Source organism: Pseudonocardia spirodelae (assembly GCF_037727765.1).
Taxonomy (GTDB): Bacteria; Actinomycetota; Actinomycetes; order Mycobacteriales; family Pseudonocardiaceae; genus Pseudonocardia; species Pseudonocardia spirodelae.
This window is the reverse complement of the sequence record NZ_JBBJUP010000012.1, coordinates 1-22,526: the sequence shown is the minus strand read 5'-3', so window position 1 is coordinate 22,526 and position 22,526 is coordinate 1. Positions and strand designations below refer to the sequence as shown.

Here is a 22,526-nt window from a genome sequence, read left to right as displayed (position 1 = left end):
ACGCGGGCGGCGGCGGTGCTCAGCGGTTCCGGGCGATCCGGGCGAAGTCGGCGACCGTCAGCGTCTCGGCGCGGGCGGTGGGGTCGACACCGGCGGCGCGCAGGGCCTGCTCGGCGGCCGCGGGCGAACCGGCCCAGCCGGACAGGGCGCCGCGCAGCACCTTGCGGCGCTGGGCGAACGCCGCGTCGACGACGGCGAAGGTCGCGGCCCGGTCGGCGCCGGGCGGCGGGTCGTGCCGGGTGAAGCCGAGCAGCCCGGAGTCGACGCCGGGGACCGGCCAGAACACCGCGCGCGGCACCGGGCCGGCGCGGCGGGCGTCGGCGTACCAGGCGAGCTTGGCGCTGGGGGCCCCGTACTCCCGCGACCCCGGTCGCGCGGCGAGCCGGTCGGCGACCTCGGCCTGCACCATGACCAGCCCGGTCCGCAGCGACGGCAGCTCCGCGAGCAGGTGCAGGATCACCGGCACCGCGACGTTGTAGGGCAGGTTCGCGACGATCGCGGTGGGCGGCGCCGCACCGGGCCCGGCGTCGGCCGCGAGCCGGTCCGCGCCGACCCGCATGGCGTCGGCCCCGGTCACGGTGAGGCGACCGGCCAGCTCGGGGGCGCGCTCGGCGACGGTGTCGGGGAGCAGCCCGGCCAGCACCGGATCGATCTCGACGACGTGCACCCGGGCCGCGACCGGCAGCAGCGCCAGGGTGAGCGAACCGAGACCGGGGCCGACCTCGAGGACGACGTCGTCGCCGTCGACGCCGGCGGTCCGCACGATCCGCCGCACGGTGTTGGCGTCGTGGACGAAGTTCTGGCCGAGCTTCTTGGTGGGCCGCAGACCGAGCCGGTCGGCCAGCACCCGGACGTCGGCGGGCCCCAGCAGGCGGGCGCCGCCGGTGCTCCGGTCGCCGTCGGTCACGTGGTCGCTCACGTGCCCATTCTCGCCGGACGCCGCGCCGGGACGGCGGGCGGGATCAGCTCAGGCCGAGCTTGGACGAGCAGGACGGCCAGGCGCTGTAGCCGCCGCGGTCGTCCTTCACCTTCTCCGCGACCGCGATCTGCTCCTCGCGCGAGGCCTGGTCGGCGGTCGGGGCGTACTGGCCGCCGCCGTAGGCCTGCCAGGTCTGCTTGTTGAACTGCAGGCCGCCCTGGTAGCCGTTGCCGGTGTTGATGGCCCAGTTGCCGCCGGACTCGCACTTCGCGAGCTTGTCCCAGGTGGCGCCGTTGGACACCGCGGGTGCGGAGGCCTTCGCCTCCTGCACGATCTCGGCGGCCTTCTTCTTCGTCCCGACCTTGACGATGCGCGGGGTGGCCGGGGTGTCCTGCCCGGCGCCGATGCGCTCGCGGGCGACCTCGCGGCCCTGGTCGTAGGTGACCCGCCAGATGACGCTGCGCGCGCCCTCGCGGCCCGGGTCGACGACGGTGCGGGTGCCCTCGTCCATCGACGGGTCCTGCACCTCCTGCTCCGGGACCGGGAGCTTCTGCGACTCGACGAGCTGGGCGTTCACGATGTCCGCGCCGCTGGTGGGCGCCGTGACCGGGGCGAACGCCGCCGCCGAGCCGGTCCGGTCGAGGTTCATCGAGGCGGTGGAGAGGTCCGAGGCGCTGGCCGCGAGGCCCGCCTGCAGCTCCTGGGTCGGCTGCTCACCGGCGGTGGTGAGCACCGCGGCGGCCAGGCCGCCGGTCGGGACCGAGAACAGCGCGGCCGCGGCGACGGTGCGGACCCCGGCACGGGAGCGGGCGGCGCCGCGGTGGCGCCCCTCCTGGCTGACGTACCCGGCCTCGGCGCCGGTCAGACCGGCGGGCGCCGACACGGGGAGCGGACGCGTGAGCTCGTCGTCGGAGAACGGAGCGGCGTGGCGCGCAGACATGACTTCCCGGGGGCTCGGCTGACCGGGACAAGGCCATGACCTGCGGAGACGACGACCGGCGCGGTGCCGGGGAGCGGAACCGTCGCGGGGAGCGGACCGGTCGTCGTCCCGCGGGTCGGGGGAGCGACCCCGTCCCGGCGGGTACGGCGAGGGACGTTAGCGGACCGTGACCCGACCGTGCGTCTCCGACGCGCTTGCAGCGGCGAGCGGCCGGTGATCCACGGTGAGCGACGGCAACCCCTCCGACCGGCTCGACGGGCGGCGTCAATCGGTTGTGCGCAGCCGGAAGATCCGTTCGGCGTTGCGCCGTGCCGTCTCGGCGACCCGTGCCTCGGGCTCCCCGCGGGTCGCGGCGATCCCGCGCACGGTCCACGGCAGGACGTACGGCTCGTTGGCCCGGCCGCGGTGCGGGTGCGGGGTCAGGAACGGCGCGTCGGTCTCCACGAGGTACTGCTCGGCGGGGACCAGCGCCGCGGCCGCGCGCAGCTCGTCGTTGGCCTTGAACGTCACCGGGCCGGCGAAGGACAGGACGTAGCCGGCGTCGGCGCACTCGCGGGCCATCGCGGCGTCGCCGGAGAAGCAGTGGAACACCACCGTGTCCGGGGCGCCCTCCTCGCGCAGGATCCGCAGCACGTCGTCGTGGGCGTCCCGGTCGTGGATCATCAGCGGCTTGCCGAGCCGCTTGGCGAGCCCGATGTGCCAGCGGAACGCGTCCTGCTGCGCGGCGGGCGGGCTGTGGTCCCAGTGGTAGTCCAGCCCGGTCTCCCCGACCGCCACGACGCGCTCGTCGGCGGCGAGGCGCTCGATCTCCGCCAGGTCGTCGCCGGTCACCGCGGCGGTGCGGGTGGGGTGCAGCGCGACGGCCGCCCACACCCGCCCGTCGGCGTGCGCCGCGCGGACGGCGAACCGCGCCGCCGCCAGGTCGTCGGCGATCGTCACCGCCCCGACGACGCCGACCGCCGCCGCCCGGTCCATCGCGGCGGCGACGTCGGCGTCGGTCTCGCAGCCGCACGCGTCGAGGTGGGTGTGGCTGTCGATCGTCGGCGCCGCCAGCGGCTCGGGCGGCTCGGGGCGCGGCCGGCGGCCGTGCCCGCTCACCGCTGGACCGGGGCCCACTCCGGGCCCGTCTCCCCCAGCTCCGGCGCGAGCTTGGTGAAGATCGGCGACGGCTTGGCCAGCGGGCGCCCGACCTCGATCGGGGTGGAGCCCCAGTGCGCCCGCTCGGCGGCGTAGTCGCCGGTCAGGACCGGGTAGGCGGGGCCGTCGCCGAGGTCGTCGACGGTCCGCTTCTCCGGCTGCGCGGCCCACACGCCGTCGCCGCCGAGCGCCTCGTGCACCTTCTGCGCGGCGTGCGGCAGGAACGGGGTGAGCAGGGTGTTCGCGTCCTGCACGACCTGCAGGGCGGTGTGCAGGATCGTGTCGCGGCGCTCCGGGTCGTCCTTGCGCTTCCAGGGCTCCTGGTCCGACAGGTACCGGTTCGCCGCGGTCACCACCCGCATCGCCTCACCGGCGGCCTGCTTGAACCGGTTGCGGCCGAGCAGCCCGCCGACGGTGTCGAACCCGGCGCGGGAGTACGCGAGCAGCTCGGCGTCGGCCTGCTGCGGCGCGGTCGGCGCCGGGATCGCGCCCACGTTCTTGTGGGCCATCGACACGGACCGGTTGACCAGGTTGCCCCACTCGTTCGCCAGCTCGAAGTTGACCCGGCGGACGAACTCGTCCCAGGTGAAGTCGACGTCCTGGTTCTCCGGCCCGGCGACGGCGATGTGGTAGCGCAGCGCGTCCGGCCCGAACTCGCGCAGGAAGTCCCCGACGTAGATGACGGTGCCGCGGCTGGTCGAGAACTTCGACCCGCTCATCGTCAGGTACTCCGAGGAGACGACCTCGCTGGGCAGGTCGAGCGTCCCGTACGGGCCGGGCTCGCCGCCGCGGTCGCCCGCGCCGTTCTGCCCGAGCAGGATCGCCGGCCACATCACAGAGTGGAAGGTGATGTTGTCCTTGCCCATGAAGTAGAAGGCCTCGGCGGCCGGGTCGGTCCACCACTGCTTCCACGCGTCGGGGTCGGGGCCGCGCCGGGCCCACTCGACCGACGCGGACAGGTAGCCGATGACCGCGTCGAACCAGACGTAGATCTTCTTGAGCGGGTTGTCCGACCAGACGTCGAGCGGGACGGGCACGCCCCACTCCAGGTCCCGGGTGATGGCGCGCGGCTTGAGGTTCTCCACCAGGTTGGCGGAGAACTTGAGCACGTTGGGGCGCCAGTCGGTGCGGGTCGACAGCCAGGACCCGAGCGCCTCGGAGAAGGCGGGCAGGTCGAGGAAGAAGTGCTCGGTCTCGACGAACTTCGGCGTCTCCCCGTTGATCCGCGAGCGTGGGTTGCGCAGGTCGGCCGGGTCGAGCTGGTTGCCGCAGTTGTCGCACTGGTCGCCGCGGGCGCCGTCGTAGCCGCAGATCGGGCAGGTGCCCTCGATGTAGCGGTCGGGCAGGGTGCGCCCGGTGGACGGGCTGATCGCGCCCAGCTGCGTCTTCGGGACGACGTAGCCGTTCTTGTACAGCGCGGTGAACATGTCCTGCACGACGCGGTAGTGGTTCGACGTCGTCGTCCGCGTGAACAGGTCGTAGCTCAGCCCGAGACCCTGCAGGTCGTCGGTGATCACGCCGTTGTACTTGTCGGCCAGCTGGCGCGGGGTCAGCCCCTCGGCGTCGGCCTGCACCTGGATCGGGGTGCCGTGCTCGTCGGTGCCGGACACCATCAGCACCCGGTCCCCCGCCATCCGCCGGTAGCGGGCGAAGACGTCGGAGGGCACACCGAAGCCGGACACGTGGCCGATGTGCCGGGGGCCGTTGGCGTAGGGCCACGCCACGGCGGTCAGCACGGCTTTGCTCATGCGCTCCAGCGTATTCACCGCCGCGAACGGGTTCGGCGGCGGCACATCACCAATGCTGTGGAAAGCATGGGGATTCGGGGGACGGCCGTCGTCCCGGTGCCATAGTGGCGCACATGGACCGGGGTGAGCAGCAGCGCGAGGCGCTGCTCGACGCTGCGCTGCAGCAGTGGGTGACCGGTGGCTGGACCGCCATCGACCCGGCCGCGGCCGCCGAGCGGGCCGGGCTCCCCGCCTCCTGCACCGAGGAGTTCCCCACCGGGGTGGAACTGGGGTGCGCGGTGTTCGACCACATCGTCGACGAGCGCGCCGCGGCGACGATGGACGCGGTGCACGCCGCCCCCGCCAACCCGGCCGCCCGGATCCGGGCGGCGCTGACGGCCTGGTTCGACGACGTGGCCGCCGACCACCGCCGCGTCGTCGCGCTGGTCGACGCGATCGGCTGCCCCGCGCTGGTGGCCCGCCGGCGCAGCGCCAACCGGGGCTTCGCCGAGCTCATGGTCAGCGGCAACGTGGACACCCGGATCGAGCCCGACGACCTGCGCGTCGCCGGGCACTTCTGCCTCGGCGGCATGGGCGAGATCGTGCTCGCGTGGATGGACCCGGAGAGCCCGGTGACCCGCGAGCAGGCGCTCGAGCACGGGATCCGGCTCTACGAGTCCTGCCTGTTCACGCGCCGCTGACCCTCACCCCAGCGCACGGTCCAGGTTGATCGCCGAGCTGATCAGCGACAGGTGCGTGAACGCCTGCGGGAAGTTGCCCAGCTGCTCCCCGGTCAGTCCGATCTCCTCGGCGTAGAGGCCGAGGTGGTTGCCGTAGGAGAACATCTTCTCCAGCGCGATCCGGGCCTGCTCCAGCCGCCCGGCGCGGGTCATCGCCTCCACGTTCCAGAACGAGCACATGGAGAACGTGCCCTCCTCGCCGTCGAGGCCGTCCGGGGAGTCCTCGACGTCGTAGCGGAACACCAGGGTGTCGACGACGAGGTCGTCGTTGACGGCGTCGAGGGTGGCCAGGAAGCGCGGCTCGGTCGGCGCGCAGAACTTGACCATGGGCATGAGCAGCACCGACGCGTCGAGCGTGGTCGCGCCGTAGCGCTGCACGAACGACCCGCGCGGCCCCACGCCGGGGTCCCAGCCGCGGTCCATGATCTGGTGGTAGATCTCGTCGCGGGTGGTGGTCCACGCGCCGACGTCGCCGGGCAGGCCGCGCCGGCGCGCCATCCGGATCATCCGCTCGACCGCGACCCAGCACATGAGCCGGGAGAACACGTGGTCCTGGCGGCCGGCGCGGGTCTCCCAGATCCCCTCGTCGGGGGTGTCCCAGTGCTCGCGCAGCCAGTCCAGGATCGTGCAGAGGTTGGTCCAGTCCTCGTGGCCGACGCCCTCGCCGTACTTGTCGTAGAGGTAGACCGAGTCGATGATCTCGCCGTAGATGTCGAGCTGCAGCTGCCCGGCCGCGCCGTTGCCGGCCAGCACCGGGCGCGAGCCGCGGTAGCCCTCCAGGTGGCCGAGCTCGACCTCGTCGGGGGTCTCGTCGCCGTCGATGGTGTACATGACGCGCAGCGGGCCCTGGTCCCCGTCGCCGGCCGCGCCGAACCGGCCCGAGAGCCACCCGATGAAGGCGGCGGCCTCCTCGGTGAAACCGAGCCGCAGCAGCGCGTAGAGGGTGAACGCGGCGTCGCGCATCCACACGTAGCGGTAGTCCCAGTTGCGCTCGCCGCCGAGCTGCTCGGGCAGGCCCATCGTCGGCGAGGCGATCACCGCGCCGGTCGGCTCGTGGGTCAGCAGCTTCAGGGTCAGCGCGGAGCGGTGCACCCGCTCGCGCCACCGCCCCGTGTACGACGAGTGGGCCAGCCACTCCTTCCAGAACGCGACGGTCCCGGCGAACAGGCCCTCGGCGGCGTCGTCGCAGTCCCCGCCGGGCTCCGCCCCGGCGTCGACCTCCAGCACGAAGACCTCGGTGCGGCCCTCCTCGGTGCGGAACCGCGCGCCCGCGGCGTGGTCGGTGACCGCCAGGTCGACCGACGACGTCAGGTCCAGCACGACGCCGCTGCCGGTGAACCGCACGCCGGCATCCGTGCCCTCGACCTGCGGGGTCTCGCGGGCGTAGCCGGGCCGGGGCACGACCTCGACGGTCATCGGCACCGCGCCGCGCACCCCGGTGACCCGGCGGACCAGGCGCTGGCGGTGGTCCGGGTCGTGCGGGCGCAGCAGGGCCATGAAGTCCTGCACCTCGACGATGCCGTCGGAGGTCAGGAAACGGGTGATCAGGATGTTCGAGTCGGGGTAGTAGAACTGCTGGCGGCTGGCGAGCTCGGTGTCCTGCGCGCAGGGTGCGAGCCGCCAGTGCCCGCCGCCGTCGGCGTCGAGCAGGGAGGCGAACACGCTGGGCGCGTCGAAGCGGCCGGGGCAGAACCAGTCGACGGTGCCGTCGGTGCCGACCAGGGCCGCCGAGCGCAGGTCCCCGACGATGCCGTGCTCGGCGATCGGCAGGTAGCGGCCCTCGCGGCCGGCGCTCACTCGGGCACCCGCCAGCCGCGCGGGCCGGGCAGGTCCAGCGCGTCCTGCGGGCCCCAGGAGCCGTCGTCGTAGACCTGGGTCCGCGGCGGGTCGGCGAGCACCGGGTCGCACAGCTCCCAGAGCCGCTCGACCTCCTCGGTGGAGGTGAACAGCGTGCGGTCGCCCTTCATGACGTCCAGGAGCAGCCGCTCGTAGGCCTCCAGCGCGTCGTCGGGGTCGCCGATGCCGTCGAGGTCCAGGCGCATCCGCCCGCGGCCGACCTTCAGCTCCGGTCCGGGGACCTTCGCCCGCACGTCGAGCTCGGCGGTGACCTGGTCGGCCAGCTCGACGACCAGCTCGGTCGGGGCGTCGCCCGAGGCCGCGCCGGTGAACGAGCCGCCCGGGAACATGGTCAGCGCCGGCTCGTCGAAGCCGATGGTGACGGTGCGCCGGGTCGCGCCCATCCGCTTGCCGGTGCGCAGGAGGAACGGGACGCCGAACCAGCGCCAGTTGTCGACGTAGGTCTCCAGCGCGACGAACGTCTCGGCGGTCGAGTCGTCGGCGACGCCGTCCTCGTCGCGGTAGGAGGCGTACTGGCCGAACACCACCCGCGACGGGTCGAGCGGGCGGATCGAGTGGAAGACCTTCGCCTTCTCCGCGTGCAGCGGGTCGGGCGCGAGCTCGTAGGGCGGCTCCAGCGCGACGAACCCGAGGATCTGGAACAGGTGGGTGGAGATCATGTCCCGGAACGTGCCGGTGGACTCCATGAACGACGCGCGGCCCTCGATCCCGATCTCCTCGGGGACGTCGATCTGCACATAGCGGATGTTCTGCCGGTTCCAGACCGGCTCGAACAGCCCGTTGGCGAACCGCAGCGCGAGGATGTTCTGCACCGACTCCTTGCCGAGGAAGTGGTCGATGCGGAAGATGTCGCGCTCGTCGTAGACCTCCTTCAGGCCCGCGTTGAGCTCGCGGGCCGACTCCAGGTCGGTGCCGAACGGCTTCTCCAGCACCAGCCGGGAACGCTCGGCGATGCCGGTCTGCCCCAGCATCGCGACCATCGGGGTCATGGCGGCAGGCGGGACGGAGAGGTAGACGAGCCGGCGCACCCCGGTGTCGTCGCCGCCGAGCTCCTTCTCCGCGGCGCGGACGGCGTCGGCGAGGCCGGTGCCGTCGTCGGCGTCGGAGACGACGAAGCTCAGCCGCGGGGCGAACTCGTCCCAGCCGGTGTCGTCGGGCAGGGCGTCGCGGATGCGGTCGCGGAACTCGTCGTCGGTGCCGGGCGAGTGCCGCCCGGACCCGATCACCCGGAAGTCCTCGGGGAGCAGCCCCTCCTCGCGCAGGTGGAGCAGGCCCGGGAAGAGCTTGCGCCTCGCCAGGTCGCCGGTGGCGCCGAACAGCACGATCACGTGCGGGGGCAGGTCCGAAGGCATGATCCCCGGCTACCCCGCGCTCCCGCGGGTGAACCGGGACGCGCGCCACGGGCGTACCGTTGCGGGGGTGAACGTCGAGGTGACCCCGCTGCCCGGGATCGGGGTGCGCAAGGAGATCGAGCTCCGCAGCGGCCGCCGGGTCGGGGTCATCGCGCACCGCGACGGCAAGATCGACCTGATCCTGTCCCGGGCCGACGACCCGGACGCCTGCGTCGCCGAGCTGCCGCTGACCACCGAGGAGGCGGGCGCCCTCGCGAACCTGCTCGGCGCCCCGCAGCTGGTCAGCCGGCTCATCGACGAGCACGCCGACCTGCCGGGCATCACCACCCGCAAGTTCCCGATCAAGCACAACAGCCCCTTCGACGGCCGCCCGCTCGGCGACACCGCGCTGCGCACCCGCACCCAGGTGTCGGTCGTGGCGATCATGCGGGCGGGCCAGGTGATCCCGTCGCCGACGCCGGACCACGTGCTCGCCGCGGGCGACATCGTGATCGCCGTCGGCACCACCGACAAGCTGGAACAGGCCGCCGGCATCCTCGCCCGCGGCTGAGCGCGCGCCGGTAGCCGTGGACCACACCGCACTGGAGCTGCTCGAGCTCGGCGCCGTCTTCTTCGGCCTCGGCCTGCTGGGGCGCCTCGCGCAGCGGATCGGGCTGTCCCCGATCCCGCTCTACCTGCTCGGCGGGCTCGCGTTCGGCGCGGGCGGCATCATCCCGCTCGGCGACATCGGCGACTTCACCTCGCTGGCCGGCGAGGTCGGCGTCGTGCTGCTGCTCCTGCTGCTGGGGCTGGAGTACTCCGCGGTCGAGCTGGTCACCGGGCTGCGGCGGTCCTGGACCGCCGGGCTCGTCGACATCGTGCTCAACGCCGCGCCGGGCGTCGCGGTCGCGCTGGTCCTGGGCTGGGGCGCGGTCGGCGCGATGGTGCTCGGCGGGGTCACCTACATCTCCTCCTCCGGCATCGTCGCGAAGGTGCTGTCCGACCTCGGCCGGCTCGGCAACCGGGAGACCCCGGTCGTGCTCTCGGTGCTGGTGTTCGAGGACCTCGTGATGGCGCTCTACCTGCCGATCCTCACCGCGCTGCTGCTCGGCGTGACGCTGTGGGGCGGGGTGAGCGCGGTCGCGGTGTCGCTCGCCGTGATCTCGGTCGTGCTGGTGGTCGCGCTGCGCTACGGCCGCTACGTCTCCGCCGTCGTGGACTCCGACGACCGCGAGGTGTTCCTGCTCAAGGTGCTCGGCGCCGCGCTGCTCGTCGCCGGTTTCGCCCAGGCCATGCAGGTCTCCGCGGCGGTCGGGGCGTTCCTGCTCGGCATCGCGATCTCCGGCTCGACCGCGGAGAACGCCACCAGGCTGCTGGAGCCGCTGCGCGACCTGTTCGCCGCGGTGTTCTTCGTGGTGTTCGGGCTCTCGACCGACCCGAGGGCCATCCCGCCGGTGCTCGGCTGGGCGCTCGTGCTCGCCGTGTCGACGGCGGCGACGAAGTACGCGACGGGCTGGTGGGCGGCCCGGCAGGCCCGGATCGGGCGGATGGGCCGGGCCCGCGCCGGGGCCGCGCTCGTCGCCCGCGGCGAGTTCTCGATCGTCATCGCCGGGCTGGCCGTCGGCTACGCGGCGGTCCCCGCCGAGCTGTCCGCGCTGGCCACGACCTACGTGCTGATCATGGCCGTGCTGGGGCCGGTGGCCGCGCGCTACGTCGAGCCGGTCATGCGGGCGATCCCGACCCGCTCCCCCGCGACGGCCTGATCACGCCCGGTCCCGGGCCGCCAGCGCCGCGTTGTACAGCTCGCGCTTGGGCACCCCGGCCCCCTCGGCGACGGCGGCGACGGCGTCCTTGAGCCGCTCGCCGTCGTCGGTGCGCTCGCGGACCGCGTCGACCAGCGACTCCACCGGCGGGGCCTCGCGCGGCTCGGCGCCGGCCAGCACGACGGTGACCTCGCCCAGCACGTCGCCGCCGGTGGCCCAGTCGTGCAGCTCGGCCAGGGTGCCGCGGACGACCTGCTCGTGGGTCTTGGTCAGCTCCCGGCACACCGCGGCACGGCGCCCGCCCCCCAGCACGGCGACGGCGTCGGCGAGGGTGTCGGCGGTCCGGCGCGGCGACTCGAAGAACACCACCGCGCGCCGCTCGTCGCGCAGGGTCTCCAGCCAGCGCCTGCGCTCGCCGGGGCGCCGCGGCGGGAAGCCGTCGAAACAGAACCGCTCGCACGGCAGCCCGGACAGCACCAGCGCCGTGGTCACCGCGGACGGGCCGGGCGCGCACGTCACGGGCAGGTCCTCCGCCGCGGCCGCGGCGACGAGGCGGTAGCCGGGGTCGGACACCGCGGGCATCCCGGCGTCGGAGACGACGAGCACGGTCGCGCCGTCGCGCACCGCGGCCAGCAGGCCGGGCAGCCGCTCGGCCTCGACGGCGTCGTAGTGGCTGACGACCCGGCCGGTCCAGGTGACCGGCAGCGCCGCGGCCAGCGTGCGGAACCGGCGGGTGTCCTCGGCGGCGATGACGTCGGCGGTGGCGATGAGCTCCCGCAGCCGCGGTGAGGCGTCGCGCGGGTCGCCCAGCGGCGTCGCGGCCAGCACGAGGCGACCACCGGCCGTGCCGGGCGTGGAGTCGGGGGCGGGAGTCACGCCCGCCAGCCTACGATCGGGGGCGATGGCCACCACGACCGCCGACACCGGGAGCCGGGTCGCCGGAGCCGCCCCGGAACCGGGTCTGACGCCGCGCGGCACCCCGCCCCCGCTGCGCCGGGCCGACCCCGGTCCCGCCGCGCGGCTGGGCGCCCCGCCGCCGACCGACCGGCTGCGCGGCTGGCTGGCCACGGCGGGCGTGGTGCTCGTCGCGGCCCTGCTGCGCTTCTACGACCTCGGCGAGCCGACCGACCGCGGTACCCCGGTCTTCGACGAGAAGCACTACGTCCCGCAGGCGTGGGAGATGGTGCGCAACGGCGGGATCGAGAACAACCCCGGCTACGAGAAGATCGTCCACCCGCCGCTGGCCAAGCAGCTCATCGCGCTCGGCGAGATGACCTTCGGCTACGACGGCGTCGGCTGGCGGGTGTCCGCCGCGCTCGCCGGGGTGCTGACCGTGCTGCTGGTCGTGCGGGCCGGGCGGCGGCTGACCCGCTCGACGGCGCTCGGCGCGCTGGGCGGGCTGCTGCTGTGCGCCGACGGCCTCTCCCACGTGCAGTCCCGGATGGGGATGCTCGACGTCTTCTCCGCGCTGTTCGTGGTGGCCGCGTTCGCGGCGCTGCTCGCCGACCGCGACGACGTGCGCGCCAGGATGGCCCGGGTGGTCGCCCGGGGCGGGGTCGGGGACACCCCGTTCGGGCCGCGGTGGGGTGTGCGGTGGTGGCGGCTGGTCGCGGGCCTGTCGCTCGGGCTGGCCTGCGCGGTGAAGTGGAACGGCGTCTACTACGTCGCCGCGTTCGGCGTGCTCTGCGTGCTGTGGGACGTGTCGGTGCGCCGCCGGGCCGGCGTCGCCCGGCCGTGGGCGGGGGCCGCCGTGCGCGACCTGGCCCCGGCGCTGTGGGCACTGGCGCTGGTGCCCGTGCTGACCTACGTCGGGTCCTGGTGGGCGTGGTTCGGCAGCGAGACCGGCGTCGACCGCCACCAGGTCGGCCGCGAGATCGGCACCGGCGGGGCGTTCGCGTGGGTGCCCGACGCGCTGCGCTCGCTCTGGTACTACCACGGCCGGGTGCTGGCCTTCCACGAGAACCTGACGACGCAGTCCGCCGGTGCGCACCCGTGGGAGTCGAAGCCCTGGACGTGGCCGATGGGGCTGCGCCCGATGCTCTACCGCTACGCCGACGACGCGACCGGCTGCGGGCAGGCCGACTGCGTCTCGGCGGTCATGCTGATCGGGACCCCGGCGCTGTGGTGGCCGGCGATCCCGGTGCTCGCCTGGGGCCTGTGGCGGGCCGTGACCCGGCTGGACTGGCGCTGGACGGCGGTGCTGGTCGGCTACGGCGCCGGGTTCCTGCCGTGGTTCCTCAACCTCGACCGCCAGATGTACTTCTTCTACATGATGCCGGTGGTGCCGTTCCTGGTGCTGGGCGTCGTTCTGGTGATGGGACAGCTGCTGGGCCACTCCCGGATGGACGCGCGACGGCGGCGGGCCGGGCTGCTCGTCGTCGCCGGGTGGGTGGCGCTGATCGGGGTCAACTTCGTGTGGCTGTGGCCGATCCTGGTGGGCGACCCGATCACCGCGGCGCACTGGCAGGCCGAACTGTGGCTGCCGTCCTGGCGTTGAGGTCGCTACTCCGATCGGGTGATCCCCGGAACCCGGGGGCGGCGCCGGACGACCCCTGGTGCGTGAGCACCGTCCTGCGCCGCATCGCGGTCGTACTGCCCGCCGTCCTGGTCGCCCTCGTCGCCGGGTCCGCCCCGGCGTGGGCGCACACCGAGCTCGAGTCGAGCAGCCCCGCCGCGGACGCCCGGGTCGCGACGGCGCCGACCACGGTGACCCTGACCTTCTCCGAGGCGGTGCCCGCCGCGACCGCGCGGGTGACCGTCACCGGGCCGGGCGGCACCGACTACGCGGCCGGGCCCGCCACGGGCGACGAGGGCACCCTGACCGTGCCGCTGCGCCCGCTCGGTGCCGCCGGCGGCTACACGATCACCTACCGGGTGGTGTCCGACGACGGCCACCCCGTGTCGGGGACGGTGCCGTTCACCCTGACCGCGCCCGGGCCGGGCGCGGCGGCGGCGACGCCGTCCGCGGCCCCGGCCACCTCCGCGGCCGCGGCGGCGACCGCTCCCGCGACCGAGCCGACCGCCGCCGAGGGCGACGGCGGAGCACCGGTGTGGCCGTGGGTGGTCGTGGCCGTCGTCGTGATCGGGGCCGGGGTGGCGTTCGCGCTGCGCCGGTCGAGGGCCTGACCTCCACCCGCCCGCACGACGGCGGGCACACCACCCGCGGGGCCGCCACCGCCCCGGCGGGGTGGGCCGCGGTGCTCGTCGGTGCCGCCGTCGTCTCGGCCGGGCTCAGCGGCGGGATCGGCCCGGACGGGGTGGCACCGGACCTGGCGCAGACCCTGGTGCGGGCGGCGGCCGACGGGCTCGCCCTGCTCGCGGCGGGGTCCGCGCTGGCCGCGGTGCTGGCGCCCGGCCGGGTCCCCGGCGCGGACCGCGTGCTGGCGGCGGTGGCGCCGGCGTGGTTCGCGGTCCTGCTCGTCGAGGTCGTGGTGCGGGCGGCCGTGGTGTCCGGCCGCGACATCGGCGCGGTCGGGACGGCCGACGTGCTCGCCCTCCTGACCGGGCCCCGCGCGGGCGCCGGGCTGCTGGTCTCCGGTGCGGCGGTCGTCGTGCTGGCCGGGGTGGCGGGGGCCCGGCCCGCGCGGCCCGGCAGCGGGGCCGGACCGGCGGTGCTCGCGCTGGTCGTGACCGTGGTCGCCGCGGCGGCCCCGGCGGCGACCGGGCACGTGGCCGCGGCCGGGACGGCCCCGGCGCTGACGGTGCCGGCGGTCGTCGTGCACGTCGCCGCCGCCGTGGTGTGGGTCGGCGGGCTGGGGGCGGTGCTGGTGACCGCGCACGACCCGGTGGTGCGGGAGGTGGCGCTGCCGCGGTTCTCGCGGGTCGCGCTCGTCGCCGTGCTCGCGCTGACGGTCTCGGGGCTGCTCGCCGCGACCGCGCGGACGGGGTCGCCCGCGGAGCTGGTGACGACGGCCTACGGCGGGGTCGTGCTGGCCAAGGCGGTGCTGCTCGTCGTCGCGGCCGCGCTCGGCGGTGCGACCCGGGCCCGGCTGCGCGCCGGGCGGGTGCCGGTGCTCGCCTGGGCGGCGGTCGAGGTGCTGGTGCTGGCCGCGGCGACGGGGGTCGCGGGGACGCTGACCCGGACCGCGTGAGCCCGGCGGCGCGCACCGCCGGGCGGGCGCCGCTCAGGCGCAGGCGGGCAGCCCCAGGCCACCCCGCGAGGCCGGCTCCAGGTAGACCTCGGAGAGGTACCCGGTACGGCCGTCGGGCCAGCTGAGGCGGTACCAGAGCGCGGACTCGGCGCGGTGCGGGTTGCTCCGGGCGGGCGAGTCGAGGTCGTAGTTCCACATGCGCTCCCCCGCCACCGTGCAGGTCGCCGGCAGCAGCGCACCGCTGACGACGTCGGTGCCGGACTCCTTGCAGCCGCGTGACCCGCAGAAGGCGATCGCGCGCGACGACAGGTAGGCGGGCCCGACGTCCTCGACCAGGTCCTCGGCACCGAGCGCGACCTTGTTCTGCACGGTCACCACCACCGCCCCGGGCGCCTCGGCCGCGGCGGAGGCCGACGTCAGCTGCCCGCCGAACCAGCCCGCGGCGCCGGCGACGACGGCCGTGACCAGCACGGCGGTCACCACGGCCCGTCCGGTGCGCGACGGGGTCGCCGCCACTGGCGCTGTCGGCGCTGTCGGCGCTGTCGGCGGTACCGACGGCGGCGCCACGTCGGCGGACACCGTCGTGGGGCGCGGGCCGAGGGGGACGCCGGGGCCGGGTACCGGCGGGGCCGTCGCGGCCGCCGCGACCAGCGTGGCGTGCCGGCGCGCCCAGGCACCGACCTCGTCGTCGGGCAGGCCCAGCGCGGCGAGCACCGCGGTCACCAGGTCGGCGGTGGGCAGCCGCGGCCCGGTGCGGGCGTTGCCGATCGCGCTCTTGGACCAGTTGGACCGCTCGGCGGCCTCCCGCACCGACACGCCGCGGGCGTCGAGGACGGCGGCGAAGTCGCGGCAGAACCGTTCCGGCCCGTCCTGCGGATCGTCGGAGGGGGTGTCGCTCATCCGGTTCACCATCCCGTCTCCGCCGGGCGCGGGCCAGGAGGCGCGGCGCCCGTCGCGGGAACATCGTCACGATTGACGACGGGGTGTCCCGATCATAGTGTGCGGCCGGATCCGGCCCGGAGACGACGGAACCCCGGCCTCGGAGGAGACCAGGGTTCCGGAGATCGTGGTGGAGCTGAGGGGAATCGAACCCCTGACCTTCTCGATGCGAACGAGACGCGCTACCAACTGCGCTACAGCCCCAGGTCTTGCAGGTCCGCCCGGCCGGGCCGACCTGAAGAACACTAACAGACCCCTATTCACCCACCGCACGCCGGTGGGGGGTGTGCGCCTCGAACTCGTCGGGCTCCTCCTCGGCGTCCACGTCGACCAGCGACGTCCCGGTCGGGACGGGCGGGGGCGGGGCCGCGGCGAGCCGCGGGAGCGACGACTCGTGCTCGGTGCCGACCGGTCCCTCGACGGTGCGCCCGCGGGCCGGGAGGACGCCCAGTGGCTCCCCGGTGCCGCGGACCCGGGTCGGCTCGCCGTCGTCGGCGGTCCAGTCGTCGTCCTCGTCGGCGGCGACGGTCGGGGTGTCCGCCCCGGCCTGCTCCTCGGTGTCGCCGGAGGCGTCGCGGCCGCGGCGGGCCCAGTCGTCGAGCTCGGGGTCGTCGGCGGCCGGGGCGCGCCGGGTGCCCGCGAGGCGGGACGCGCGGCGGGCCCGGATGCCCTCCTCGATGCGGACCTGGCGGCGCAGGTAGGTGAGGTAGCCGACCAGCCCGGCGCCGACCGCGCCGGTGACCCACCAGAAGACCACCGAGACGAGCAGCGCGGCGGCACCGGCGGCGAGCAGCAGGACCAGCAGCGCGAGGACGACGCGCTGGCGGAAGGCGTACTTGGCGTGCGCGGCCGCGGCGGCGGCCTCCGGGTCGAAGCCGCCCCGGCCGGGCCGGTAGCGGGCCGGCGGGCGCCGCCAGCCCTCCTCGTCGCCGGGCTCGGCGTCGTCGTGACCGAGGTCGCCGTGGTCGTCGTGGTCGCCGTGGTCGCCGTCGTCGAGGTCGCCGTCGAGATCGTCGTGGTCGGCGGCATCGAGGTCGTCAAGGTCGTCGTGGTCGAGGCCCGCGCGACCGCCGGACCGGGGGTCGCGCTCCCGGTCCCGGCGGTCGTCGTCGCGCTCGCGCACCCGGCCGTCGTCGTCGATCTCGGTGTCGTCGACGTCGGCCTCGTCGAGGTCCGCGACGTCGTCGAGCTCGTGGTCGCGCGGCGACGGGACGTCGTCCCGCGCCTCGACCGCCTCGCCGACCGTCATCGGACCGGATCGCTGTGTCACAAGAACCTCCGGGTGTCGGTGCCGCGCGGGACGTTCCAGCACCCGTCCGGACAGCAGCGCCGGGCTCAGCCGGGCCACCTCCTGCTGGCGCCGGGCGACGGTGGGCACGAGGATCAGCAGCCAGAGCACGACCAGACCCACGAAGATCAGAGAGCTGGGCACGGCTGCCTCCTCCCCCGACCGGCGCAGTCCACCCGGCGGAACGGCCCCGACCCGTACCGCCACCGGTCACCGTAATCGGGGTGGCGCCGCGACCCCGGTCGCGACGCGCCGTGGTCCCTCGGACGGACGGTGCGAAAGCAGGGACGGGGGGTGCCCGTGTGACTCCGGTGGGTGACCGGCTCAGGCGCGGGACGCGCGTCCCTCCCGGACGAGACGGGCCGCGAACCCGCCGGGCGGGACCTCCTCGGCCGTCACCGCGTAGGCGTAGTGGTCGCGCCAGGCGCCGTCGACGTCGAGGTAGCGCAGCAGCAGGCCCTCCCGGCGCAGTCCGAGCCGGGCCAGCACGGCGATGCTGGCCGCGTTCTCCGGCCGGACGGTCGCCTCGACCCGGTGCAGCCGGACCGGCCCGAAGCAGTGGTCCAGGACGAGCGCGACGGCCGCGGTCGTGATCCCGCGCCCGCCGAGCGTCGCGTCGAGCCAGTAGCCGACGTAGCCGGACAGCAGCGGCTCGCGCACGACGTTGCCCACCATCACGTGCCCGGCCATCGCGCCGTCGACGGTGATCGCGAACGGCAGCGACAGCCCGCGCCGCGCGGCGCCGCGCAGCAGCCACCAGCGCCCCGGCCACTCGACGCCCGAGTTGCGGCGTGCCCAGCCGCCGTGGGTGGTGGGCTCCCAGGGCCGCAGGTGGGCCTCGTCGCGCAGCCGGATGCGGGCCCAGTCGCTCCCGTCGCGCAGCCGCACCGGACGCAGCGCGACCTCGTGGCCGCGCACCCGCAGCGGGCCGAGCAGGGCCGGCCAGCCGGGGTGACCGCCGGGCGGCTCGGGGACGGCGGACGGCGGCACGCGGCTCAGTTCCGCCCGCGGGGCACGAGCTCGATCTCCTCGCCGACGGTCAGCTCCGTGACGTCCTCCGGGACGACCGCGAGCGCGTTGACCTCCGCCAGCACGGCGAGCAGGTGGGTGCCCGACGCGCCGAGCGGCTGGGCGAGAAGCTCGCCGCCGTCGTCGGAGCGCAGCAGCCGGGCCGGGATGTAGGACCGCCGCCCCGCCGGCGACACGACCGGGGAGGTCAGCCGCGCGGTCCAGGTGCGCCGCAGCGGGTCCTGCCCGAGCGCGAGCCGGACCAGCGGGCGCACGAACACCTCGAACAGCACCAGCGCCGTCGCCGGGTGCGACGGGAACAGGAACACCGGCACCGCGTCCGGGCCGAGCCGGCCGTAGCCCTGCGCCGAGCCGGGGTGCATCGCGACGCGGGTGTCGTCGATGCCGCCCAGCTCGGCCAGCGCGCTGCGGGCCTCGGTCCCGGTCGTCCCGCCGCCGGCGCCGCACACCACGACGATCTCCGAGGCCGGGAGCAGGTCCTCGACGGCCCCGCGGATCTCCGCGGCGCTGCCGCCGACGGTGCGCGAGCGGTTCGTCTCCGCGCCGGCCTCGCGGGCGGCGGCGGTCACGGCGTGCGAGCAGACGTCGGCGACCTGCCCGGAGGACGCCGAGCGGCTCACCTCGACCAGCTCGTCGCCCACGGAGACGACCGAGACCCGCGGCCGCGGGTGCACGAGCAACTTGTCCCGCCCGGCGGCGGCGAGCATCGCGACCTGCGCGGACCCGACGACGTCGCCCTCGCGGACGGCGACGTCGCCGGACTGGACGTCCTCCCCGACCCGGCGCACGAACCCGGCCGAGGGCACCCCGCGGTGGACGGTCAGGCGCGCGGCGCCGCCGTCGGTCCACCCCAGCGGCGCGACGGCGTCGGCGAGGGTGGGCAGCGGCGCGCCCGCGGCGACGCGGACGGCCTGGCCGGGCTGCAGGCGCAGCGGCTGGCGCGACCCCGCGGCGATCTCCCCGACCACCGGGACGGTGATCGGGGACGCGGCGGACGCCCCGGCGACGTCGACGCTGCGCACCGCGTAGCCGTCGATGGCCGCCTGGTCGAAGACCGGCAGCGGGCGGGCCGCGACGACCTCCTCGGCGCTGCGCAGCCCCTGGGCGTCGGTGATCGCGACGCGCACGGGGGCGGGGCGCACCGCCACGTCCAGGATCCGGGACAGGTGCTCGGTGACCGTGCGCACGATCAGTCCTTCAGTCGCTCGTTCAGCCAGGTCCGCAGGTCGTCGCCGTACTCCGGGTGCTGCAGCATGAAGTCGACGTAGGCCCGCGCGTACCCGGCGGGGTTGCCGAGGTCGTGGCGGCCGCCGCGGTGCACGACCACGTGCACCGGGTGCCCCTCGGAGATCAGCAGCGCGACGGCGTCGGTGAGCTGCAGCTCACCGCCCGCGCCGGGGGTGATGCGGTCCAGCGCGTCGAAGACCGCCCGGTCGAGCAGGTAGCGCCCGGCGGCGGCGAACGAGGACGGGGCCTCGTCCGGCGCGGGCTTCTCGACCATGCCGTGGACCTGCTTGACGTCGTCGTCGCCGGTGTCGGAGACCTCGAAGACGCCGTAGGCGGAGATCTGGTCGCGGGGCACGTCGAAGGCGCAGAGCACGCTGCCGCCGTGCTGCTCGCGGACCTCGGCCATCCGGGCCAGGACGCCGGTCGGGAGGACCAGGTCGTCGGGCAGCAGGACGGCGACGGCCTGCTCGTCGTCGGCCAGCGCCGGACCGGCCTGGGCGACGGCGTGGCCGAGCCCCTTCGGCTCGTACTGGTAGACCGAGTCGACCTCGAGCAGGCCGGGGGCGCGGCGGATCTTCTCCGCCAGCGCGCCCTTGCCACGGCTCTCGAGGGTCGTGGTCAGCTCGTCGTCGGGGCGGAAGTACGCCGCGACGGACTCCTTGCCCGGCGAGGTCACGATCAGCAGGCGCTGCGCGCCCGCCTCCGCGGCCTCGGCCGCGACGAGCTCGATCCCGGGGGTGTCGACGACCGGGAGCAGCTCCTTCGGCACGGCCTTCGTGGTCGGCAGGAACCGGGTGCCCAGACCCGCCGCCGGGACGACGGCGGTGCGGAAGGCCCCGGTGCCGTTGGACGTCTGCACGCTCATGGTCGGCGAGCCTAGCCACAGCCCTAGCCTGGGGACGTGACGGCTCGCGCGGACGGACCCGGTGGATCGTCGCCTGATCAGGGCGGACGGACCGACGGGGCGAAACGCGCCCTGCGGCGCAGGATGATCACCGCGCGGCGGGCGCTCTCCCCCGCCGCACGGGCCGCGGCCACCGCAGCACTGGCCGTCCACCTGCGCGGACTCGCCGCGGGCGCGGACGGGCCGGTCGCCTGCTACCTGCCGATCGGCACCGAGCCCGGCGGGGCGGGCGGGGGCGCCCCGGCGCTGCCCGACGCGCTGCTCGCCGCCGGGCACGAGGTGCTCGCCCCGGTCGTTCCGGGGGCGCCGGGGCCGCTGGACTGGACGCGCTACCGCGGTCCGGGCGACCTCGCGGCCGGTCCGCTCGGCCTCGTCGAGCCCGCCGGCCCCCGGCTGGGGCCCGCGGCGCTGGGTCGCGCCGCGCTCGTCGTGGTGCCCGCGCTGGCCGTGGACCGGCACGGGCGGCGCCTCGGCCGCGGCGGCGGCTACTACGACCGCACCCTGCCCCTGGCCGCGCCGGGCGCGCTGCTGGCCGTCCCGCTCCACGACGGCGAGCTGCTCGACGCCGTCCCGGCCGGGGCGCACGACGTGGCCGTGCACGCGGCCGTCCTGCCCGGCGACGGGGTGGTGCACGTCTCGCCCTGACCGTGTGGACGGGTCGGAGGGCCGCGGACGGCGGAGTATGCTGGCACTCGTTCTCGCCGAGTGCCAGCCCGCGGGTGGGCACCGTCCCAGTTCGTCCGGAGGATGTTGTGCCGACCTACCAGTACGCATGCACGGCGTGTGACCACCGCTTCGAGGCGGTGCAGGCGTTCTCCGACGACGCCCTCACGACCTGCCCGAACTGCGGCGGGAAGCTGCGCAAGGTGTTCTCCTCGGTCGGCATCGTGTTCAAGGGCAGCGGGTTCTACCGGACCGACTCCCGTTCCGGCTCGGTGAGCAGCGGCTCCTCGGACTCCTCGAAGTCCGACGGCGCCTCGTCGAGCTCGTCCTCCGACTCGTCGTCCTCGTCCTCGTCGGCCGGCACCGCGTCGGCACCGTCGGGCTCGTCGTCGTCCTCGTCCTCCTCGTCGTCGGGTCCGGCGTCGAAGGCCGCCGCCTCCTGATCCGTCCACAACCCGCGCAGTTGTCCACAGGTCGCTGAGGACACCCGGCACGGGCCCGCTCCCGCCCTAGCGTCGGACCGACGGCGACGGCGGAGGAGCGGGCGATGGCGGACGAGACGCGGGCGGCGCGCGGCCGGTGGGACCGGCTGCTGCACGGGCCCTCCTGGTCACGGGCGCTGCTCGCGCGCCGTGTGCTGGCCACCGCGCTGGCGGCCGCGGCGGTCGTCGTCGCCCTGCTCCCCTCCCCCGCCGGCGACCGGGTCGCGGTGCCCGTCGCGGCCCGGGACCTGGCCCCCGGCACCGCGCTCGCGGCGGCCGACGTCGTCGTGGCCGACTGGCCGGCGGCGCTGGTGCCCGGCGGTGTCCCGGCCGATCCCGCGGCGCCCGTCGGGCGGCTGCTCGCCGGCGCCGTGGGGGCCGGCGAACCCCTGACCGAGCTGCGGCTGGTCGGCCCGGCCCTGGCCGCGGCCACCGGCGGGCCCGGCGCCTCGGTGGTGCCGCTGCGCCCCGCGGACCCGGCGGTGGCGGCGCTGCTGGCCCCCGGCGCACGGGTCGACGTCGTGACCGGCGGGCCGGACGGGGCGCGGGTGCTGGCCGGGCGGGCCGGGGTCGTCGCCGTGCTGCCACCGGCCCCCGGGGCCGGGCGGGCCGACGGCGGGCCGCTCGTGCTGGTCGCGCTGCCCGAGGCCGAGGCGACCGCCGTCGCGGCGGCGACGCTGGCCGGTGAGGTGACGGTGACCCTGCGCTGACGGCGCGGTCAGCCGCCGTGGTGGGGCGGGCGGTTCTCGGTGAACCAGCGGTCGCCGTCGGCGCCGTCGCGCTCGTCGGACGACCCGGAGTCGCCCCGCTCGTCGGCGGTGGTCGTCGGGTCGTCGCCGAAGATCTCCTCGATCCGGCGGCGCGTGCGGTCCGCGGGCTCGCTCATGGGTCCATGGTGCCGTGCCGGCGCCGCCGCGCGCCGGGGCGGTATCGATTCCGCGTCACCGTGCCGCGCCGGACTCGTGACACCCCACGGCAGCGCGTCCTGGTGACACCATGGGGCCACGCATCCACCCGGTCCACCCGGGCGACGACGACAGGAGGGGGACCGGTCATGGGGTTCCTGGACAAGGCGCGCGAGGCCGCCGAGAACGCGCTCGAGAAGGCCAGGCCGCACCTGGAGAAGGCGAAGGAGCAGGCCGGCCCGCACCTGGAGAAGGCCAAGGAGAAGGCCGGCCCGCTGGTAGAGAAGGCCGCGGAGAAGGTCGACCAGGCCACCGGCGGCAAGTACACCGAGCAGATCGACGGGGTGAAGGGCAAGGTCGAGGGCGCCCTCGGGCACACCGACCCGGCCGCGCCGGGTGCCGGCACCCACGGCGGCTCCGTCCCGCCGGTCCCCCCGGCCCCGCCCGGGGGCGACGCGCTGAAGCCGCAGGGCAACCCGGCGGCGTCGCAGCAGCCGCCCGCGGTCCCGCCGGCGCCGGAGGAGAGGAAGGACGGCGGCGTCCCGCCGGTGCCCCCGGCGAACTGACCCCCTGACGACGGTCGG

The 22,526-nt window shown here is 75.7% G+C and carries 23 protein-coding genes and 1 tRNA gene; 10 read left to right on the top strand and 14 right to left on the bottom strand.

Annotated elements, in window-relative coordinates:
* Nucleotides 1-19 precede the first annotated feature (19 nt).
* From rsmA to metG, 4 genes are all read right to left on the bottom strand, one after another.
* Nucleotides 20-919: a 16S rRNA (adenine(1518)-N(6)/adenine(1519)-N(6))-dimethyltransferase RsmA gene (rsmA, locus tag WJX68_RS15565; RefSeq protein ID WP_340291423.1), complete on the bottom strand. Its 900-nt coding sequence runs from the start codon at nt 917-919 to the stop codon at nt 20-22.
* 43 nt (nt 920-962) lie between these two features.
* Nucleotides 963-1,859: a resuscitation-promoting factor gene (locus WJX68_RS15560; RefSeq protein ID WP_340291421.1), complete on the bottom strand. Its 897-nt coding sequence runs from the start codon at nt 1,857-1,859 to the stop codon at nt 963-965.
* Nucleotides 1,860-2,123: 264 nt separating this feature from the next.
* Nucleotides 2,124-2,957 carry a TatD family hydrolase gene (locus WJX68_RS15555; protein WP_340291419.1) on the bottom strand — a complete coding sequence of 278 codons (834 nt, stop codon included), beginning with the start codon at nt 2,955-2,957 and terminating at the stop codon, nt 2,124-2,126.
* A complete protein-coding gene (gene metG, locus WJX68_RS15550; protein ID WP_340291417.1) occupies nt 2,954-4,744 on the bottom strand; it encodes a methionine--tRNA ligase in 1,791 nt (596 codons plus the stop codon). Before metG ends, WJX68_RS15555 begins: the two co-directional genes overlap by 4 nt.
* 113 nt (nt 4,745-4,857) lie before the next feature.
* On the opposite strand from metG, the gene WJX68_RS15545 reads away from it, so the two are divergent.
* The gene (locus WJX68_RS15545) at nt 4,858-5,424 is read left to right on the top strand and encodes a TetR/AcrR family transcriptional regulator (protein WP_340291415.1); all 567 of its coding nucleotides are present in this window, start codon (nt 4,858-4,860) and stop codon (nt 5,422-5,424) included.
* A gap of 3 nt (nt 5,425-5,427) precedes the next feature.
* Here the strand turns inward: WJX68_RS15545 and WJX68_RS15540 are convergent, their stop codons facing one another.
* Both WJX68_RS15540 and zwf read right to left on the bottom strand, forming a co-directional pair.
* Complete coding sequence (locus tag WJX68_RS15540) at nt 5,428-7,260, bottom strand: glycoside hydrolase family 15 protein (protein WP_340291413.1); 1,833 nt, start codon at nt 7,258-7,260, stop codon at nt 5,428-5,430.
* Entirely contained in the window at nt 7,257-8,672 is a 1,416-nt protein-coding gene (gene zwf, locus WJX68_RS15535; protein ID WP_340291411.1) for a glucose-6-phosphate dehydrogenase, read from the bottom strand. The genes WJX68_RS15540 and zwf overlap by 4 nt, the downstream gene beginning before the upstream one ends.
* A gap of 67 nt (nt 8,673-8,739) precedes the next feature.
* Here zwf and WJX68_RS15530 point away from each other — a divergent pair, with 67 nt between their 5' ends.
* Both WJX68_RS15530 and WJX68_RS15525 read left to right on the top strand, forming a co-directional pair.
* On the top strand, nt 8,740-9,222 hold the full coding sequence (locus WJX68_RS15530; RefSeq protein ID WP_340291410.1) for a cation:proton antiporter regulatory subunit: 483 nt from the start codon (nt 8,740-8,742) through the stop codon (nt 9,220-9,222).
* A 16-nt stretch (nt 9,223-9,238) separates the two neighbouring features.
* On the top strand, nt 9,239-10,414 hold the full coding sequence (locus WJX68_RS15525) for a cation:proton antiporter (protein WP_340291408.1): 1,176 nt from the start codon (nt 9,239-9,241) through the stop codon (nt 10,412-10,414).
* On the opposite strand, the gene rsmI is transcribed toward WJX68_RS15525, so the two are convergent.
* Nucleotides 10,415-11,290 (bottom strand): 16S rRNA (cytidine(1402)-2'-O)-methyltransferase, encoded by an 876-nt coding sequence (rsmI, locus tag WJX68_RS15520; RefSeq protein WP_340291406.1) that lies wholly within the window; start codon nt 11,288-11,290, stop codon nt 10,415-10,417.
* Nucleotides 11,291-11,315: 25 nt separating this feature from the next.
* Between rsmI and WJX68_RS15515 the strand changes: the two genes are divergently transcribed.
* From WJX68_RS15515 to WJX68_RS15505, 3 genes are all read left to right on the top strand, one after another.
* Nucleotides 11,316-12,911, top strand: a complete 1,596-nt coding sequence (locus tag WJX68_RS15515) for a dolichyl-phosphate-mannose--protein mannosyltransferase (protein WP_340291403.1) — start codon at nt 11,316-11,318, stop codon at nt 12,909-12,911.
* Between the two features lie 62 nt (nt 12,912-12,973).
* Nucleotides 12,974-13,540, top strand: a complete 567-nt coding sequence (locus WJX68_RS15510; RefSeq protein WP_340291401.1) for a copper resistance CopC family protein — start codon at nt 12,974-12,976, stop codon at nt 13,538-13,540.
* A 71-nt stretch (nt 13,541-13,611) separates the two neighbouring features.
* The gene (locus tag WJX68_RS15505) at nt 13,612-14,505 is read left to right on the top strand and encodes a CopD family protein (protein WP_340291399.1); all 894 of its coding nucleotides are present in this window, start codon (nt 13,612-13,614) and stop codon (nt 14,503-14,505) included.
* A 33-nt stretch (nt 14,506-14,538) separates the two neighbouring features.
* Here WJX68_RS15505 and WJX68_RS15500 read toward each other — a convergent pair whose 3' ends face one another.
* The 6 genes from WJX68_RS15500 to WJX68_RS15475 form a co-directional block, all read right to left on the bottom strand.
* A complete protein-coding gene (locus WJX68_RS15500; RefSeq protein ID WP_340291397.1) occupies nt 14,539-15,405 on the bottom strand; it encodes a helix-turn-helix domain-containing protein in 867 nt (288 codons plus the stop codon).
* Nucleotides 15,406-15,572: 167 nt separating this feature from the next.
* A tRNA-Ala gene (locus tag WJX68_RS15495) sits at nt 15,573-15,648 on the bottom strand.
* A 52-nt stretch (nt 15,649-15,700) separates the two neighbouring features.
* Nucleotides 15,701-16,876, bottom strand: coding sequence for a divisome protein SepX/GlpR (sepX, locus tag WJX68_RS15490; RefSeq protein ID WP_340291395.1), 1,176 nt, complete (start codon nt 16,874-16,876; stop codon nt 15,701-15,703).
* 180 nt (nt 16,877-17,056) lie between these two features.
* Nucleotides 17,057-17,722 (bottom strand): GNAT family N-acetyltransferase, encoded by a 666-nt coding sequence (locus WJX68_RS15485; RefSeq protein ID WP_340291393.1) that lies wholly within the window; start codon nt 17,720-17,722, stop codon nt 17,057-17,059.
* 5 nt (nt 17,723-17,727) lie between these two features.
* Nucleotides 17,728-18,948, bottom strand: a complete 1,221-nt coding sequence (gene glp, locus WJX68_RS15480) for a molybdotransferase-like divisome protein Glp (RefSeq protein WP_340291391.1) — start codon at nt 18,946-18,948, stop codon at nt 17,728-17,730.
* Nucleotides 18,949-18,950: 2 nt separating this feature from the next.
* Nucleotides 18,951-19,853, bottom strand: coding sequence for a UTP--glucose-1-phosphate uridylyltransferase (locus WJX68_RS15475; RefSeq protein ID WP_340291389.1), 903 nt, complete (start codon nt 19,851-19,853; stop codon nt 18,951-18,953).
* 36 nt (nt 19,854-19,889) lie between these two features.
* Here WJX68_RS15475 and WJX68_RS15470 point away from each other — a divergent pair, with 36 nt between their 5' ends.
* The 3 genes from WJX68_RS15470 (at nt 19,890) to WJX68_RS15460 (ending at nt 21,747) form a co-directional block, all read left to right on the top strand.
* On the top strand, nt 19,890-20,537 hold the full coding sequence (locus tag WJX68_RS15470; RefSeq protein ID WP_340291387.1) for a 5-formyltetrahydrofolate cyclo-ligase: 648 nt from the start codon (nt 19,890-19,892) through the stop codon (nt 20,535-20,537).
* Between the two features lie 107 nt (nt 20,538-20,644).
* Nucleotides 20,645-20,998 (top strand): FmdB family zinc ribbon protein, encoded by a 354-nt coding sequence (locus WJX68_RS15465; protein WP_340291385.1) that lies wholly within the window; start codon nt 20,645-20,647, stop codon nt 20,996-20,998.
* A gap of 104 nt (nt 20,999-21,102) precedes the next feature.
* Nucleotides 21,103-21,747, top strand: coding sequence for an SAF domain-containing protein (locus WJX68_RS15460; protein ID WP_340291383.1), 645 nt, complete (start codon nt 21,103-21,105; stop codon nt 21,745-21,747).
* A gap of 8 nt (nt 21,748-21,755) precedes the next feature.
* Here the strand turns inward: WJX68_RS15460 and WJX68_RS15455 are convergent, their stop codons facing one another.
* Entirely contained in the window at nt 21,756-21,923 is a 168-nt protein-coding gene (locus WJX68_RS15455; RefSeq protein WP_340291381.1) for a hypothetical protein, read from the bottom strand.
* A gap of 168 nt (nt 21,924-22,091) precedes the next feature.
* On the opposite strand from WJX68_RS15455, the gene WJX68_RS15450 reads away from it, so the two are divergent.
* Nucleotides 22,092-22,508 carry an antitoxin gene (locus WJX68_RS15450; RefSeq protein WP_340291379.1) on the top strand — a complete coding sequence of 139 codons (417 nt, stop codon included), beginning with the start codon at nt 22,092-22,094 and terminating at the stop codon, nt 22,506-22,508.
* Nucleotides 22,509-22,526: the final 18 nt, after the last annotated feature.

What these genes read in the sequence shown, in the direction of transcription:
- WJX68_RS15560 (WP_340291421.1), bottom strand. Translation starts at nt 1,859, where the DNA reads ATGTCTGCGCGCCACGCCGCTCCGTTCTCCGACGACGAGCTCACGCGT.
- metG (WP_340291417.1), bottom strand. Translation starts at nt 4,744, where the DNA reads ATGAGCAAAGCCGTGCTGACCGCCGTGGCGTGGCCCTACGCCAACGGC.
- WJX68_RS15545 (WP_340291415.1), top strand. Translation starts at nt 4,858, where the DNA reads ATGGACCGGGGTGAGCAGCAGCGCGAGGCGCTGCTCGACGCTGCGCTG.
- zwf (WP_340291411.1), bottom strand. Translation starts at nt 8,672, where the DNA reads ATGCCTTCGGACCTGCCCCCGCACGTGATCGTGCTGTTCGGCGCCACC.
- WJX68_RS15515 (WP_340291403.1), top strand. Translation starts at nt 11,316, where the DNA reads ATGGCCACCACGACCGCCGACACCGGGAGCCGGGTCGCCGGAGCCGCC.
- WJX68_RS15500 (WP_340291397.1), bottom strand. Translation starts at nt 15,405, where the DNA reads ATGAGCGACACCCCCTCCGACGATCCGCAGGACGGGCCGGAACGGTTC.
- WJX68_RS15475 (WP_340291389.1), bottom strand. Translation starts at nt 19,853, where the DNA reads ATGAGCGTGCAGACGTCCAACGGCACCGGGGCCTTCCGCACCGCCGTC.
- WJX68_RS15460 (WP_340291383.1), top strand. Translation starts at nt 21,103, where the DNA reads ATGGCGGACGAGACGCGGGCGGCGCGCGGCCGGTGGGACCGGCTGCTG.
- WJX68_RS15455 (WP_340291381.1), bottom strand. Translation starts at nt 21,923, where the DNA reads ATGAGCGAGCCCGCGGACCGCACGCGCCGCCGGATCGAGGAGATCTTC.
- WJX68_RS15450 (WP_340291379.1), top strand. Translation starts at nt 22,092, where the DNA reads ATGGGGTTCCTGGACAAGGCGCGCGAGGCCGCCGAGAACGCGCTCGAG.